General features: G+C 72.1%; 12 protein-coding genes. 7 read left to right on the forward strand and 5 right to left on the reverse strand.

Translation table 11 applies throughout. The features are described 5' to 3' along the window. Positions 1-119: 119 nt before the first annotated feature. The gene (locus IE265_RS38155; RefSeq protein WP_229916001.1) at positions 120-248 is read left to right on the forward strand and encodes a DUF6408 family protein; all 129 of its coding nucleotides are present in this window, start codon (positions 120-122) and stop codon (positions 246-248) included. A gap of 54 nt (positions 249-302) precedes the next feature. Here IE265_RS38155 and IE265_RS03275 read toward each other — a convergent pair whose 3' ends face one another. The 4 genes from IE265_RS03275 to IE265_RS03290 form a co-directional block, all read right to left on the reverse strand. After that, the gene (locus IE265_RS03275) at positions 303-2,447 is read right to left on the reverse strand and encodes a DUF2075 domain-containing protein (protein ID WP_373302898.1); all 2,145 of its coding nucleotides are present in this window, start codon (positions 2,445-2,447) and stop codon (positions 303-305) included. A gap of 150 nt (positions 2,448-2,597) precedes the next feature. Further along, on the reverse strand, positions 2,598-4,508 hold the full coding sequence (locus tag IE265_RS03280; protein WP_190033784.1) for a DUF2075 domain-containing protein: 1,911 nt from the start codon (positions 4,506-4,508) through the stop codon (positions 2,598-2,600). A 295-nt stretch (positions 4,509-4,803) separates the two neighbouring features. Beyond that, on the reverse strand, positions 4,804-5,028 hold the full coding sequence (locus tag IE265_RS03285; RefSeq protein WP_190033785.1) for a hypothetical protein: 225 nt from the start codon (positions 5,026-5,028) through the stop codon (positions 4,804-4,806). A gap of 186 nt (positions 5,029-5,214) precedes the next feature. Then, positions 5,215-7,128 (reverse strand): ABC transporter ATP-binding protein, encoded by a 1,914-nt coding sequence (locus IE265_RS03290; RefSeq protein ID WP_190034070.1) that lies wholly within the window; start codon positions 7,126-7,128, stop codon positions 5,215-5,217. Between the two features lie 536 nt (positions 7,129-7,664). Between IE265_RS03290 and IE265_RS03295 the strand changes: the two genes are divergently transcribed. The 4 genes from IE265_RS03295 to IE265_RS03310 all read left to right on the forward strand — a co-directional run bounded on the left by IE265_RS03295 (position 7,665) and on the right by IE265_RS03310 (position 12,819). Further along, a complete protein-coding gene (locus IE265_RS03295) occupies positions 7,665-8,579 on the forward strand; it encodes a lysylphosphatidylglycerol synthase transmembrane domain-containing protein (RefSeq protein ID WP_229916002.1) in 915 nt (304 codons plus the stop codon). A 299-nt stretch (positions 8,580-8,878) separates the two neighbouring features. Continuing rightward, positions 8,879-9,643, forward strand: a complete 765-nt coding sequence (locus IE265_RS03300) for a crotonase/enoyl-CoA hydratase family protein (protein ID WP_190033786.1) — start codon at positions 8,879-8,881, stop codon at positions 9,641-9,643. A gap of 488 nt (positions 9,644-10,131) precedes the next feature. Next, on the forward strand, positions 10,132-11,205 hold the full coding sequence (locus IE265_RS03305) for a mechanosensitive ion channel family protein (RefSeq protein ID WP_190033787.1): 1,074 nt from the start codon (positions 10,132-10,134) through the stop codon (positions 11,203-11,205). Between the two features lie 99 nt (positions 11,206-11,304). After that, positions 11,305-12,819 carry an FGGY-family carbohydrate kinase gene (locus IE265_RS03310; protein WP_190033788.1) on the forward strand — a complete coding sequence of 505 codons (1,515 nt, stop codon included), beginning with the start codon at positions 11,305-11,307 and terminating at the stop codon, positions 12,817-12,819. A gap of 76 nt (positions 12,820-12,895) precedes the next feature. Here IE265_RS03310 and IE265_RS03315 read toward each other — a convergent pair whose 3' ends face one another. Continuing rightward, the gene (locus IE265_RS03315; RefSeq protein ID WP_190033789.1) at positions 12,896-14,014 is read right to left on the reverse strand and encodes an FAD-dependent oxidoreductase; all 1,119 of its coding nucleotides are present in this window, start codon (positions 14,012-14,014) and stop codon (positions 12,896-12,898) included. Positions 14,015-14,067: 53 nt separating this feature from the next. Between IE265_RS03315 and IE265_RS03320 the strand changes: the two genes are divergently transcribed. Next, on the forward strand, positions 14,068-14,775 hold the full coding sequence (locus IE265_RS03320; RefSeq protein WP_190033790.1) for a TetR/AcrR family transcriptional regulator: 708 nt from the start codon (positions 14,068-14,070) through the stop codon (positions 14,773-14,775). A gap of 292 nt (positions 14,776-15,067) precedes the next feature. Further along, the gene (locus tag IE265_RS03325; protein WP_190033791.1) at positions 15,068-15,406 is read left to right on the forward strand and encodes a nuclear transport factor 2 family protein; all 339 of its coding nucleotides are present in this window, start codon (positions 15,068-15,070) and stop codon (positions 15,404-15,406) included. Positions 15,407-15,869 lie beyond the last annotated feature (463 nt).

Genomic DNA, 15,869 nt, shown 5'->3' on the forward strand with positions numbered 1-15,869 from the left:
TGCCGGTCCTCGGGGCGTGACTGGCGAGTGGTTTCCGCCGCGTGCTTCACGCGGCGTGAGTGCGGATGCCCGGTAGGGCCTCCCTGCCATTCCCAGCTCACACCTAGGAGTGGACTTCCATGAACCCCGTTGAGTACGAGCCTGCGCGTCGTAACCGGCTTCGCAAGATTCTGGTCGACGTCGCCGTAGGGGTTGCCGCCAATCTCATGGTGGCGGCGCTGACGGCGGCAGCGCGCCTGCTCTTCTGACGCAGGCCGTGGCGGGCCCGGAGAGCCCGCCACACCACCTTCCCGGACTCTGCGTCAGAACAAGCGCAGGCCGGAAGCCTGCGAGTCCACGTCCTTGCGCCTCCTACGCCGGCGCCGCCCTCGGCCGGGCCGGGGCAGATGCGGTGTCCGCGCCTGTTCCGGAAGGTTCTCCCACGTGGGTCGCAGACCGTGGATGTCGACATCCCCGACAAGGCCCTTCAAGTAGTCCCTCGTCTCCTCGTCCGTCGAATAGAGGACTGTCGCCCTGCTCGCCCTGGTCATCAGCACGTGGTAGGCGTGCCGTACGAGCCGGGCGAACTCCTCGTCGTCCACGCTCCTCGGCTTCACCTTGGGGTCGAACGACCCAGGAACGGCCACCCGCTTGGCGCCCGCCTCTTTGTCCGCCCGCTCCTTGCCCCGGCGGAACACCCAGCGGTCGCCCCGGCGCACCATGTCCTCGCCCATGATCACGCCGCACCAGTCCCACTCCAGGCCCTGCGCGGTGTACACGCAGCCGATCTGGCCGAGTCCGTTCTCCTGCACGGACCAGATCTTGGAAGGCGGGACGGTCTTGTTCTCGCACCAGGACTCGCTGTCCGCGTTCCACGGCCGGTGCCAGTCGCCGATCCGGACGTCGGGCTCGAGCCGCTTCTCCTTGCCCAGGGGCTTCGTCCAGGGCCAGCAGTATCCGGCGACCATGCGCGCGGAGGCTCCCGCACCGGCTTCGGACCGGATGATCCGCTCGAGGTCCTCCGGGCTGTCGACCACCTCGACATGCATGAGTCCGTCCGGGGTCCACGGCTCCGGCACCGCGTCGGACACGCCCAGCGCACCGCGCACCCAGCGGATGTAGGCGTCGCTGCCGCCGCACCGGAACTGTTCCCGCAGGCGGTAACGGACGAGGTGTGCGTCGTACCGCCGTGCCGCGTCCTCCACGAGAGCGACGGTGCCGACCTCCTGCGGGCGCACGGACTGCCCCTCGTCGAGGAAGAACACCGTCAACCGGGAGGCATCGAGGAGTTCGTCCACCTGAGGCTTGGTGCCCCAGTCCTCGGGCTTCCAGAAACGGTTGGTGGAACGTTCACGCAGACGATGGGCCTCGTCGCAGATCAGCACGTCCAGAGGCGGGGCGGGCGGGGTGACGAAGTTGCTGAAGTAGGTGAAGGACTCCTTGAACTCCCGGTCTCCGAAGCCGACATGCTCCTGCAGGGCTCCGTTGAAGGCCCTGCTGCCGCTCGCGTACTTGATCGTGCGGCCGTCCGCCTCCAGTTCGGCCTTGAGCTGGAGGCCGATGGCGCTCTTGCCCGTGCCGGCACCGCCCGTGACGAGGAAGACCACCCGGCGCTCGTCGGGGAGAAGCGCCGGCTGCCGGGGGGCGGGAAGCACCTTGGCGGCCGTGTCGAGGATCTGGTCCGCGACCTTCTTCTGACGGCCACGCAGGGTGAAGACGGTGTCCTCGCCGCTGGAGCGGATCATGGCGTCCAGCAGCGGCGTGTTGCGCAGGCCCATGCTCCGTAAGAGAATCTCGGCCGCCGAGTCGGCGCCGTCCGCGGCAAAGCTGCCCCGCAGGTCCGACAGCAGTTGGGCGCGGCGGTCGTTCGTGTAGACCCGGGCGTAGGAACCGGTCGGCGCGTCGACGCCGACGAGCGGCAGTACCGAGGCGTCAGTGGCGTTGTGGAGATAGGTGAAGCCCCCGCATTCGAAGTCCAGTCCGTGCAACGGCCCTCTGGCACCCGTGAACGCCTCGTAGTACTCGCGCAGTTGCAGCGCCGGATGCTTCTTCTCCCCCATACCGGGGACGTGCACCAGCTCTGAGGTGGCTCGCTCGATTCGGGTGACCGTCGACCACCGCTTCAGTTCGACGAGTTGGACGGAGAGCCCGATCTCCTCGGGATGATGCCCCACGAGGACGACATCGATGAGCCGTGGGGCGCCGGCGCGGTCGGCCTCGTCGAGCGTGGCCGCGCATTCGACGATCATCTCGACGTTTCCGCGGTCCGCGGCGACCAGGTCCTCGGCAAGGTGCACCAGGCTCTCCGCCCACGCGGAGCGTTCGGTCAACGAGGCCTCGGTGGTCAGGAAGTGCTTCCACCTCTCGGCGAGGTGGGGCACCATGCGACGTCTCGAGTTCAGTTTCAGCAGATCCCGCGCCGCCAATTTCAGCAGGAGCATGGACACGAGGTGGATCCCCCAGGGCACGAGTGACTCGTGCGGATGGGGGCATGTCCCCGTGGGGAAGCCCGTCGGGCCGCGATGACGCTGAGATCCTAGGGAGGCGGCAACCCCTTCCGGCGCATATGCCACACGGGTCGGCTGGAAGCGCGGACATCATGGCCTGATTCCACGCGCTCAGCGTCGGAGAAGAGGCTCCTCGGTCGTGGCGGGCGGTGATTCGTGCTGCCCGGACACGAGTTCCCGCAGCTTCTCCCGGGTCTCCGGATCCGTCGAGTAGACGATCGTGCCGACCATGCCCCGCGTCAGCAGGACCTTGTACGTGTTCCGAATGAGCCGATCCACGTCGCTGTCCGATGTGGACTTCTTGAACACCGGGTCCTTGGACGCGGTGCGGTCCGTGATCCAGCGGTCACCCCGCCAGACCAGGTCCGGGCCGATGATGACGCCGGACCAGTCGTACTCGAATCCCTGCGCGGTGTAGACGCAGCCGATCTGCCCGAATCCGGCCGGGTCGGTGGCCCACAGCGCGGACGGCGGCGCACCCGAGACCGACCGGTCCCCGCGCAGGTTCCACGGACGGGCCCAGCCCCCGATGACGACGTCGAGAGGCAGTGGATCACCGGGCTTGGGTTCGGGCGACCATCGCCAGCAGTAGCCCGCGGACATCCGGGCACCGAATTTCTCCGCGCGACGGGCGTCGAGAAAGGCGTTCAGCTCTTCGGGACTGTCGGCGACCAGCAGCCTCATGCGGCCGTCGGGCTCCCACCTGACCGGCCCTCCGGCCTCCAGGCCGAGAAGCCGGACCACCCAGCGCAGATACGCGTCGCTGCCCCCGCAGCGGAACTGACTGTCCAGGGGGACGACATGACAGGCGATCCCCCGCCGGGCCGCGGCCTGGCGGATCTCTTCGACGGTCCCCATCTCACCGGGGCGCACCACCTGGTGCTCGTCGAGGAAGAAGACCGGTACGTGCGCCACGTCGATGAGTTCGTCGATCTGCGCCCTTCCGGTCCGCAGGGCCGCACGGGTGTAGCGGTTGGCGGAGGTCTCCCGGATCCGGTGCGCCTCATCACAGATCACAGCACCCAGGCTGTTCTTCTCCGTGGTCATGAAACTGTTGAAGTACTTGAAGAGATCCTGGACTTCCCGCTTCCGGGAGCCGACGACCTTCCGCATCGTCTTGGTGAAGGACTGCGAGCCGGTCGCATGCACCGCGGCCACGCCCCTCCTGTACAACTCGCCCAGCAGTTGGAGCGCGATCACACTCTTCCCGGTACCGGGGCCGCCGGTGACGATCAGGACTTCCTTGTGGTCGGCGCGCTTCGCCCGCTCCACCGCGTTGAGCACCATGCGGTAGGCGACCTGCTGCTCGTCGAGCAGGACGAACTGCTGCCGCTCCCGTACTTCCTGGGCTGCCACGGACATCAGCTGCTTGGACGGCACGGTGGCCCCCGCGAGCAGTTCGTCGGCCGCGAGGGCACCGGGGTGCCTGTCGCTCAGCTTCGACCTGAGGTGGTCCAGGAACGCGCCACGGCGCTCCCCGGTGAAGAGCAGTCCCCGTGCGTCACGCTCGATCTCCCGCAGTCCCGCGACTCCGAACTCGGTGGCGTTGTGCAGGAAGGCGACCCCCTGGATACGGTCGCCGTGCTCAGCAACCGCTCCATTGAAGTTGACGAGGTACTCGCAGTACCGCGTCACCTGCTCGATCGGATTGAGCACGGCGTGTGCGTAGGCGTCGACATGGCACAGAGTGGGGTCGTCCTCGTGCGGAGCCGCCTGACTCCACTGCTTCAGCTCCACCACGACGTAGGACGGCTCCCCCGTGCCCGGGTGCACTCCGGCCAGGACGGCATCGGCACGCTTGCTGTTGAGGGGCAGCGCGTACTCCAGCATCACCTCGACGTCGCCCAGACCGGCCTCGTTGAGCGCGGCCGCCAGAAGGGGGATGCTGCGCTCCCAGGAACGCACCTCGGAGGCTCCGGGCCGATAGCCGTGCATGTGGACGAACTGCTCGGTGAGGTGCAGGAACAGCGAACCGTCGAGTGCCATGACGGCGACCGTGTTCGCGGACGCGCGGAACAGCAAGGACTTCCCCCAGGCAGCACGAAATGACTCGTGCGGGTGGGGGCATGTCCTTCGAGACTCCACCGGAGTGGAACGGAAGCCCGTCGGGCCGCGTTGACGATGCTCCCGAGCGTACCTGGATCACTGACCGCCTTGACACTGAGCGGAGCCCGATCCGGGAGCGGGCCCGCGTCGAGGCGAGTCCCTGACTCCGCGAGCACGCCGGCAATGGGTGCTCGCCTGCTCCGCCGTCAGCCGACCCGGAGCCCGGCCCAGCTTGTCCCGGCACTCAGGCAGGACAAGCACCCCTGCCGTGCTAGCCGTGCGTCTCCGGTCCCCAGTACTCCGGGCCGACCCCGCGCCAGTCGATCAGCGGGGAGACCGCGGCGGTGGCCGGGTCCAGGGTCAGGCCCGCTCGGCGCAGGAATTCCGTGAGGTCGTCCAGGCTGTGGGCCAGTCCGATGCTCTCTCCGTCGACGCGCACGCGGCGCCCCGACGTCGACGACGGTGGGGAGACGACCACTCGCTGGGTTTCGCTCATGCCCCCACCCTGCCCCCCTTCTGCCAGAACGTGCATCCGGATCGCGGGATCCGTACGCCCGATCCGGGGGCGGGCCCGGAATCCTCGCGGACCGTACGTACGGGGAGCGGCGCCGCACGCACGGAGAAGTCGACCGTACGTGCGGCGCGTGGACCGTACCCGCGGAGAGGGGAGGCCGGGCCCCGGTCAGAGGCGGGTCGGTTCGCCGGCTTCCCGCGGGATCACGGCCGAGGGTCCGGACCTGCCCTGCTTCTGGAACTGCGTCCGGTACAGCTCCGCGTACCGGCCGTCCGCCGCGAGCAGGTCCTCGTGCGTGCCCCGCTCGACGATGCGGCCCGCCTCCACGACGAGGATCAGGTCGGCGGACCGTACGGTCGACAGCCGGTGGGCGATGACGACCGCCGTGCGGCCCTCCAGGGCCTCGGCGAGCGCCTCCTGCACCGCCGCCTCCGAGGTGTTGTCGAGGTGGGCCGTGGCCTCGTCGAGGACGACCACCCGCTGACGGGCCAGGAGCAGCCGGGCGATGGTCATGCGCTGGCGTTCGCCGCCCGAGAGCCGGTAGCCGCGCTCGCCGACCACGGTGTCGAGGCCGTCCGGCAGGGAGCGTACGAGGTCGTCGAGGCGGGCCCGGCGCAGTACGTCCCACAGGTCGTCCTCGTCGGCGTCGTGCCGGGCGAGGAGCAGGTTGGCGCGCACCGATTCGTGGAACAGGTGGCCGTCCTGGGTGACCATGCCGAGGGTCTCGCGCATCGACTCGGCGCTCAGGTCCCGGACGTCGACGCCGCCGATGCGCACGGTGCCCTCGTCCGTGTCGTAGAGCCGGGGCAGCAGCGAGGCGATCGTCGACTTGCCGGCGCCCGAGGAGCCGACGAGCGCCACCGTCCGGCCCGGTTCGGCGCGGAACGAGATGCCGCGCAGGACCTCCGTACCGCCTCGGGTGTCCAGCGCGGCGACCTCCTCCAGGGACGCCAGGGAGACCTTGTCGGCGGACGGGTACGCGAAGCGGACGTCGGTGAACTCGACGGAGACCGGGCCCTCCGGCACCGCGCGGGCGTCCGGCTTCTCCTCGATCAGCGGTCGCAGGTCGAGCACCTCGAAGACGCGTTCGAAGCTGACCAGGGCGCTCATGACCTCCACGCGGGCGCCGGCGAGCGAGGTCAGGGGCGCGTAGAGGCGGGTCAGGAGCAGGGCCAGGGAGACGACGGCCCCCGGTTCCAGGCTGCCGCCCAGGGCGAACCAGCCGCCGAGTCCGTAGACGAGGGCGAGCGCCAGGGCGGAGACCAGGGTCAGGGCCGTGATGAACGCGGTCTGCGCCATCGCCGTGCGCACCCCGATGTCCCGTACGCGGTCCGCCCTGGCGGCGAACTCGGCGGACTCCGCGCCGGGCCGTCCGAAGAGTTTGACGAGGGTGGCGCCGGGCGCGGAGAAGCGTTCGGTCATCCGGGTGCCCATGGCGGCGTTGAGCTCGGCGGCCTCGCGCTGGAGTTTCGCCATCCGGCTGCCCATCCGGCGGGCGGGCACCACGAAAACCGGCAGCAGTACGAGGGCCAGCAGAGTGATCTGCCACGACAGGGCGACCATGACGACGAGGGTGAGCAGCAGGGTCACGACATTGCCCACGACTCCGGACAGGGTGTTGCTGAACGCGCGCTGGGCGCCGATCACGTCGTTGTTGAGGCGGCTGACGAGGGCTCCCGTGCGGGTGCGGGTGAAGAACGCGACGGGCATGCGCTGCACATGGTCGAAGACGGCCGTCCGCAGGTCGAGGATCAGCCCTTCGCCGAGGGTCGCCGAGAGCAGCCGTCCCACCATGCCGAGAGCCGCCTCGGCGATCGCGATCCCCGCGATGAGCAGGGCCAGCCGGACGACCGTGCCCCGGTCGCCGCCCGACACGATCGCGTCCACGACCCGTCCGGCCAGCACGGGCGTCGCCACCGCGAGCAGCGCCGTGGCGACGCTGAGCAGCACGAACCGCACGATGCGGCGGCGGTGCGGGCGGGCGAATCCGGCGATGCGGCGCAGGGTCGCCCTGGCCAGGGGCCGGGTCTCCCGCTGGGCGTTCATGACGCTGTGCAACTGCGTCCAGGCTGTCGTCTCCATGCTCATGGGAGCGACCGTAGGACCTAAAGCGTTGTTGAGGTCAAGTCAAGGGTGGTGATGATGCGCGCGCGGGGCGCGCGGCGGCGACGTGCCCGGGGTGTCGGCCGCCGTCCGCGTGTCCGCAACCCGCCGTTGGCCCGGACCCGGCACCCTTTCACCACGTGACGGTCGTACGACTTCCCGAGGGCCCGCCCCGGCCTCCCCGCAGCCTCCGGCGGTACGCGCGAGCCCCGCGGCCCGGACGGTTCCCGCGCTCCCCGTGGCCCGTGGGGCTCCCACGACTCCTGCGGCTGCCCCGCCTTCCCCGCCCCGCACGTCATCCGCGCCCCGCGCCTCCCGTACACCCTGTGCTCCCCGGGCCTCCCACACCCTCCGCGCTCCCCGCTCCCGCGACGCCCGCCCCGCTCACCTCGTCCCCCGGGCTCCCTCTCCCGCTGCCGCGCGACGCGGTCACCGAAGGTCCCCTGCCCGCTCCCGAGTCCGCTCCCGCCCAGGGCGTCCGACGGTCCCGGTGGGGCTTCCTCGGGCGCCTTCCGGTGCGGCAGATCCTGTGCCTGCTCCCCCTCGTCCTCGTCCTGGTGGTCGCGGCGCGGCACCGGGCCGTGCTGGCGGACGGCCTCGGTCATCTCGCGACGGCCCGGTGGCCGTGGCTGCTCGCCGCGGTCGGGACGACGTGCCTGACCTGGGTGGCCGCCTCCGTCACCCGGCAGGGTGCCCTCGTGGCGCGGCTTCCCGCTCGGCGGCTGCTGGCGACGCAGTTCGCGGCGGGCGCGGCCAACCACCTGCTGCCCACCGGCCTCGGGGCGAGTGCGGTCAATCTGCGCTTCATGGCGGTGTGCGGAGTCCCGCCGGCCCTCTCCTCGGCCGCCCTCGCGCTCTACCTCCTCGCGGAGTCGATCGCCCGCGTGTTCCTGCTGCTGACGCTGCTGCTCGTGTTCCCGCACGCGCTGCGGGTCGGCACGCTGGTCCCGGACGCAGCGGTCGGTCCGCTGCTGGTCGGCGTCGGGGCGGTGGCCGCGGCGGCGCTGCTGCTCATGCTCGCGAGGCGGCCCCGCACCCTCGTGCTGTCCTTCCTGCGGACGGCGCTCGGCGAGGCCCGGTCCGTGCACACCCGCCCCTCCCGCGTGCTCGCTCTGTGGGGCGGAGCGCTCGCCTTCCCCGTCCTCCAGGCGTCCGGACTGGTCGCTGTGGGGCTGGCGTTGGGGCTGCCCGTGCCCGTGGCCCATGTGGTGGTGGCCTATCTGGCGGCGACCGTGGCCGTCGCGCTGATCCCCACGCCCGGAGGCATCGGTTCGGTGGACGCCGCGCTGGTCGTCGCCCTGGTGGCCGCGGGGGGTCCGGCGGCCGTGGCGACCGCGGTCGTACTCGCCTACCGCGTCATCACGGTGTGGCTGCCGCTGCTGCCCGGGGCGTTGACGCTCGGCGCGCTCGTACGGCTGAAGGTGATCTGAGTCCCGTCGGCCCGAAGTCGAGCCTGGCCAAGGGGGGTTGGACGCGTCCCTGCGGACCGGACCGGCCGGATGTCGCATGCCGGGGGCCGGCCGCCGGGTCCGGCCGGCCGCTCCGGTACCCGTCGCCGACCACTCGGTCCGGGCGACCCGTCGCGAACCGCCGCACACGCCCGTTCCGGACGCACGCTCCGTGATCCGCCGTCGCCGCGCCACCCCGTACGCATACGTCCGCACAAGTCCGTACCCGCCGGTGTGACCCGGGAGTAACCTGCTCGCGTCGTCACACGAAGGGGCCCCCGATGCCGGTCCGGATCGAACGCCAGGAGTACGTCACCACCGTCGTCCTCTCCCGTCCCGAGGTCCGCAACGCCGTGGACGGGCCCACGGCGGCCGAACTCGCCGACGCCTTCCGCGCGTTCGACGAGGACGAGTCGGCCAGGGTGGCGGTGCTGTGGGGCGAGGGCGGCACGTTCTGCGCGGGCGCGGACCTCAAGGCCCTGGGTACGGAACGCGGCAACCACGTCACCGAGGACGGCGACGGGCCGATGGGGCCCACCCGGATGCGGCTCTCCAAGCCCGTGATCGCGGCGGTCTCCGGGCACGCCGTGGCGGGCGGGCTCGAACTGGCCCTCTGGTGCGACCTGCGGGTCGCCGAGGAGGACGCGGTCTTCGGGGTCTTCTGCCGCCGCTGGGGCGTGCCGCTGATCGACGGCGGCACCGTACGGCTCCCCCGGCTCATCGGCACCAGCCGGGCGATGGACATGGTCCTCACGGGGCGTCCGGTGGCGGCACCCGAGGCGTACGGCATGGGGCTCGCGAACCGGGTCGTCCCGCCGGGCCGGGCGCGCGCGGAGGCCGAGGCGCTGGCCGCCTCGATCGCCCGTTTCCCGCAGGCCTGCATGCGGGGCGACCGGGGCTCCGTACTGGACCAGGAGGGTCTGACCGAGCGCGCCGCCATGCGGGGCGAACTCCGGCACGGGACCGGTGTCCTGGAGGAGAGCCTGGAGGGCGCCGCGCGGTTCTCGGCGGGGGCGGGCCGGCACGGGGCGTTCGGCGATTCCTGAGAGGCGTGCGCCCTCCCGGGTGCGCGCCCGTGCGTGCGGCCCGTCGCGAGGGCGCGCCCGTGCGCGTGCCCGGGTGTGTGACCGTGCGCGTGCCCTTCCCGGGTGCGCGCCCGGGGTGGCGCGCGCCGACGGATCCCGGCCATCCTGGACGAGTCGGACGGAGAGCCCGGAATGTCGGCCGGTGTGAGGCAACTCATGTGCGTACGCCGGGAGTTCACCGCGGCACGGTCGGTGCCGCCCGATGCCGGGCGGCAGGGGCACCGGGAGCGCGGGGAGGTGGCTGCGGGGCAGGTGGGAGGTGGCCTGAGCCGGCCGGCCCGCGACGGAGCACCCTCCGCCGTGTAGCAAGATGAGCAGGCCCGCCGGTCGACCACGTGTCGAGCCCGGCCGGTCCGCACATCCCGGAATCGAGCAGCAGGTGGCAACAAGGTGACGACAACTCACATACCGGGCGCACAGCCCACGACCGGCACGGTGGGGAGCAGTTGGTGAACCGAGACCTGACGCTGCACGACTGGATCGTGGCGGGCATCTGGCTGACCGTCGGGCTCGTGGCGGGCGTCCTGCTGCGCCTGCTGCTGCGCTGGCTGGCCAAGCACGCGACCCGTACCAGGTGGAGCGGCGACGACGTCCTGGTCAACGCGCTGCGCGCGCTGGTGCCGGTGGCGGCGCTCGCGGGCGGCGCGGCGGCGGCCACGGCGGCGCTGCCGCTGACCGGCCGGATCACGCACACCGTCAACCAGATCCTCACCGTCCTGGTCATCCTCGCCGCCACGATCACCGCGGCCCGTGTGATCACGGGCCTGGTGGGCGCGGTCACGCAGTCCCGGTCCGGAGTCGCCGGGTCGGCCACGATCTTCGTCAACATCACCCGTGTCGTCGTGCTGGCGATCGGCTGCCTGATCGTCCTGCAGACCCTGGGCATCTCCATAGCCCCGCTGCTCACGGCTCTCGGCGTCGGCGGCCTCGCGGTCGCGCTGGCCCTCCAGGACACCCTGGCCAACCTGTTCGCGGGCATCCACATCCTCGCCTCGAAGACGATCCAGCCCGGCGACTACATCCGGCTCACGAGCGGGGAGGAGGGGTACGTCGTCGACATCAACTGGCGCAACACCGTGGTACGCAACCTCTCCAACAACCTCGTCATCATCCCGAACGCCCAGCTCTCCAGCACCAACATGACCAACTACAGCCGTCCCGAGCAGGAGATGACCCTGCTGGTACAGGCCGGTGTCGCCTACGACAGCGACCTGGAGCACGTCGAGCGGGTCACCTCGGAGGTCGTGGCCGAGGTCATGACGGACGTCGAGGGCGCGGTCCCCGAGCACGAACCCGCCATCCGCTTCCACACGTTCGGGGACTCGCGGATCGGCTTCACCGTGATCCTGGGCGTCGGGGAGTTCAGCGACCAGTACCGGATCAAGCACGAGTTCATCAAGCGGCTGCACAAGCGCTACCGCCTGGAGGGCATCCGCATTCCCGCCCCGGCGCGCACCGTCGCGCTCCAGCAGAACGGCGTGGCGATCCCTCCGCAGCGCGACGCGTCGGTGACGATCCCGTAGGGGACCGAAGACGACCGAGGACGACCGTCGAGGTCGCGGGGCGGCTCCAGGCGGGGCCGCCCCGCTCCGGTCCGGGAGCGGCGGGAAGGCGTTGGGCTGATGACGGTGCTGGGAGTCGACATCGGTACGTCCAGCAGCAAGGGCGTACTGGTCGGCGAGGACGGCTCGGTGCTCGCCACGGCGGTACGGCCGCACACGGTCGACCGCCCCGGGCCCGGGCACGTCGAGATGGACCCCCGGGTGTGGTGGGACGAGTTCGCCTCCATCTCCCGGGAACTGCTGGCCGCGCCCGGCGCCGGGGCCCCCGTCACGGCGGTCGGCGTGAGCGGCATGGGCCCCTGCGTCGCCCTGACGGACGGATCCGATACCCCGCTCCGCCCGGCGATCCTGTACGGGGTGGACACGCGCGCCACCGAGCAGATCGCGCGGCTGGAGGGCGAGTTGGGCCGCGACCGCGTGCTGCGGCGCTGCGGGTCCCTGCTGTCCACGCAGGCCGTGGGGCCGAAGATCGCCTGGCTGGCGGAGCACGAGCCGGAGACGGTCGCGCGGGCCCGCCGTCTCCACATGCCCGCTTCGTACCTGGTGGGCCGGCTCACCGGCGCCTATGTGCTCGACCACCACTCGGCGAGCCAGGCCGTCCCGCTGTACGACTCCGAAGCCCTGGACTGGTACGAACCGTGGGTCCGGCACATCGCTCCGTGGCTGGAGCTGCCGCGCCTGCTGTGGCCCGGCCAGACGGCCGGTCGCGTCACCGCCGAGGCCGCCGGCGCCACCGGGCTCCCGATCGGCGTCCCGGTCGTCGCGGGCACGATCGACGCGTGGTCCGAGGCGCTGAGCGTGGGGGCGCAGAGCACCGGTGACCTCATGCTCATGTACGGCAGCACCATGTTCCTGATCAACACCGTGGCCGACCGCCTCCTGGTGCCGCAGCTCTGGAGCACGGTCGGGGCGCTCCCGGGCACGCGCAGCCTCGCGGGCGGCATGGCCACCTCCGGGGTGGTCACGGACTGGCTGCGCGAGCTGTTCGGCGCTCCGGACCACGCGGCGCTGCTCGCCGGGGCCGAGGCGTCCGGGCCCGGCGCGCGGGGGCTGCTGATGCTGCCGTACTTCGCGGGCGAGCGGACGCCGGTGGCCGATCCGTACGCGCGCGGTGTGATCGCCGGGCTGACGGTGGAGCACACCCGCGGCGACCTCTACCGTGCCGCCCTGGAGGCGACGGCGTTCGGCGTACGGCACAACGTCGAGGCGATGCGCGCGGCCGGTGCGGACATCCGCCGCGTGGTGGCGGTGGGCGGCGGCACCCGGGGCGGCCTGTGGACGCGGATCGTCTCCGCCGTGACGGGCCTGGAGCAGGAGGTGAGGACGGTGACGCTCGGGGCCGCCTACGGCGCGGCCTTCCTCGCCGCCGGAGCGGTCGGCGAGCCGCGGATCGACGTGTGGAACCCGGTGCGCGAGCGCGTGGTCCCGGATGGCGCCCAGCGCTCCCGCTACGACGAGTTGTACGCGCTCTACCTGCGGCTGTACCCGGCCACGAGGGACATCGCGCACGCGCTCGCCTCGTATCAGCGGGCCCCGGGGAGCGGCGGGAGTGCCCGGAGCGACCCAGGCGCCTGAGCGGCCCGGGGCGCGAGGTCCGGACGGCCGCGACTGGTCGAAGGGGCAGGGGTGCCTGAGCGGCCCGGGTGTGGACTCAGGACGGCTGCAGCTCGTCGAAGAGGGCGAGGGCGTCGGCGGGGTCCGGGCTCACCAGGCGTTCCAGACCGGCCGTCGTCATCCTCGACCATCCGCCGGCCCGCGCCCACATCCGTTCCTCGAAGGCGCGGACGACGCCGTCGAGGTCTCCGGAGTCGGCGGCGACGGCCTCGGCGAGTTCGGCGCCCTCCAGCATCGCGAGGTTCGCCCCCGCTCCCAGAGGGGGCATCAGGTGGGCCGCGTCCCCCAGCAGCGTCACCCCGGGGACGTGGGACCAGGTGTGGGACACGGGCAGGACGTGCAGGGGGCGGCGGACGAAGGCGGTGCCGCGGCGGAGGAGTTCCAGGACGGGTTCGGCCCAGCCGTCGAACAGGGACAGCAGGCCGGCCCGTTCGGCGTCGGTGTCCGCGGGGTCCGGGCTCGGGTGCCGGTCCAGGGGCGCGCGGAACTTGGCGTACACCTTGACGTGGCCGCCGCTGTTGCGCTGGGCGACGACCGCCCGGTTCGCCCCGTACACGGCCACGGAACCGTCGCCGATCAGCCGGGCGAGGTCGGGGTGGCGGGTGTCGACGTCGTCCAGTGAGGTCTCCACCAGGGTGACGCCGGTGTAGTGCGGCCTCACCGGCGAGAGCGCCGGGCGGACCCGCGACCAGGCTCCGTCCGCGCCGACCACGAGGTCGAACGCCTCCTGCCGTCCGTCCTCGAAGCGGACCAGGGCGCCGTCGCCGGTCCCCGGCAGCACCTGGGCCACGCCCCGCCCCCATCGGACGTCGAGCGGGCCGAGCAGCAGGTCGCGGAGCTGCCCGCGGTCGATCTCGGGGTTGGCCCGGTCGTCCGGACCGGGTCGCCAGTCCCGCAGGACGTTCCCGGCCGTGTCCAGGATCCGCATGGCCTGCCCCTCGGGACGGGACAGCTCCTCGAACCGTCCCAGCAGGCCCGCCTTGTCCAGGGCGAGTTGCCCCAGCCCCTCGTGCAGGTCCAGCGTGCCGCCCGGCGGCCGGGCGTCCGGGGCGGGATCGCGTTCGAGGACGGTGACGGGGTGCCCGTAACGGTGCAGGACACGGGCGAAGGTGAGGCCGGCGGGGCCGCCCCCGACCACGGCGATGCGATGTCTCATGCCGATACACTGTATTGGTTCGCTACGCCGTATCGCAACGGTACGGTGTGACCATGACTGTGTGGGACCGACCGGAGCCGCCGACGCGCCCCGTGCCCCTCGACCGGGAGCGGATCGTCGCGGCGGCCGTCGCACTGGCGGACGAGGGCGGGCTGGAGGCGGTCTCGCTGCGCAAGGTCGCCGCGCGGCTCAACGCCGGGCCGATGCGGTTGTACGGCTACATCTCCACCAAGGAGGAGCTGTTCGACCTCATGCTCGACGAGGTCCAGGGCGAGATCGTCCCCCCGGAGCAGCCCGGTGACTGGCGGGAGGCGCTGCGCGTCCTCGCCCACCGCACCAGGCAGGCCGCTCTGCGCCACGAGTGGCTGGCCGACCTGCTCGGGGGCCGTCCGGCCCTCGGCCCGAACGGCCTCGACGTGGCCGAGGCCACGCTGGCCCCCCTCGAAGGCCTCACCGACATCGACACCGTGATGCGTGCCGTGGAGACCGTCAGCGCGTACTTCACCGGGGCGATCCGGCGGGAGGTCACCAATCTGCGGGCCGAGCGCGCGACGGGCCTGTCCCGGGAGGACTGGCAGCGCGCCTCCGGTCCGCATCTGACGAGGATGCTGGCCACGGGCCGTTACCCGGCGCTGGCCAAGGCCGTGCACGACGGCACGGACGTGGACGCCGGTACGTCCTTCGCGACCGGCCTGGAATGGGTCCTCGACTCCGTGGCCGCCAAGCTCACCCCGCCGCCCGCCCCTGACGCCGGAGAGTAGGCCCCGATGACGAGGGAGTCCGGCTCCGGCGGCGATCCGGCTCCCGGAGAGGCCGGACGGACGGGCGACTTACGCGGCCCGCGTCTCGGCGTACGCGATCGCGGTCGAGGACGACCGCCTGCTGCTGGCGCGGCTGTCCGACTCGTCGCCCGTCTCCAGCGGTTCGTTGACGGCTGTGAGCTACCCGGTTCCTCGTGGCGGACGGCGGGCCTCCGGCCGGGCACGCCCTCGGCGGGCGGGCGGGCGGATATACGGTGGAGTACCGGACCAGTCGTCCGACCTGGGAGCCCTCATGGTCAGCAGTCCGACAGACGTCGTCGAAGCGGCGTTCAGGTACTACCGGTCGCAGGACCGCGAGGCGGCCCTCGCCCTCTACGCCGACGACTTCACGTTCACCAGTCCGCAGGACGACCGCATCGACAGGGCGGCGTTCTTCGAGCGGTGCTTCCCGACGGCCGACCGGATGAGCGAACAGCAGTTGCTGCACGTCACTCCCGCGGGCGAAGGGCTCGTCTTCGTCCAGTACGAGTACGAACTGACGACGGGCGGCAGGTACCGCAACGTCGAGGCGATCACCGTCCGGGACGGACTCATCCAGGAGGTGCGGGTCTTCTTCGGCGGCAAGGTCTGACGGCCCCGACGCGCGATCACCTCGGACGGCGCCGTCGCCGGCCTTCGCGGGTTGCGCCGCCGGATCGGACCCCGTGGTCCGGAGGCCGGACGACCGGGATCGACGGACGGTGAAGCACCTGTCGGCCGAGCTGAGAATGGGCCGACCATGACTGCGGCCCCGTACGCCCTCCCCGGAGGAGTACGGGGCCGCGGTCGTCGCAGCACGCCGGAGGCCGGCCGCCGCATCCCGTGCGCCGGCCGGCTCCCCCGCGGTCCCGCCGACTGCCGGGCGAGGGTTGCCGGTTGCCGGTCGGTGGACGCCCGGCTGTCAGCCGTCGCAACGCCGACTGCCAACAGACCGCCGCGACCGCCGTACGGTCCCGCAGGCCGGGCAACGGCCGCCCGGCCTGCGGGACTTCAGGGCTCCGGCGACCTCGTGTCCGGGTGACCTCGCGACCCCAGGACCGCGCGGCCCGCGGGAC

Origin of the sequence: Streptomyces fructofermentans (assembly GCF_014651055.1) — a bacterium.
Taxonomy (GTDB): Bacteria; Actinomycetota; Actinomycetes; order Streptomycetales; family Streptomycetaceae; genus Streptomyces; species Streptomyces fructofermentans.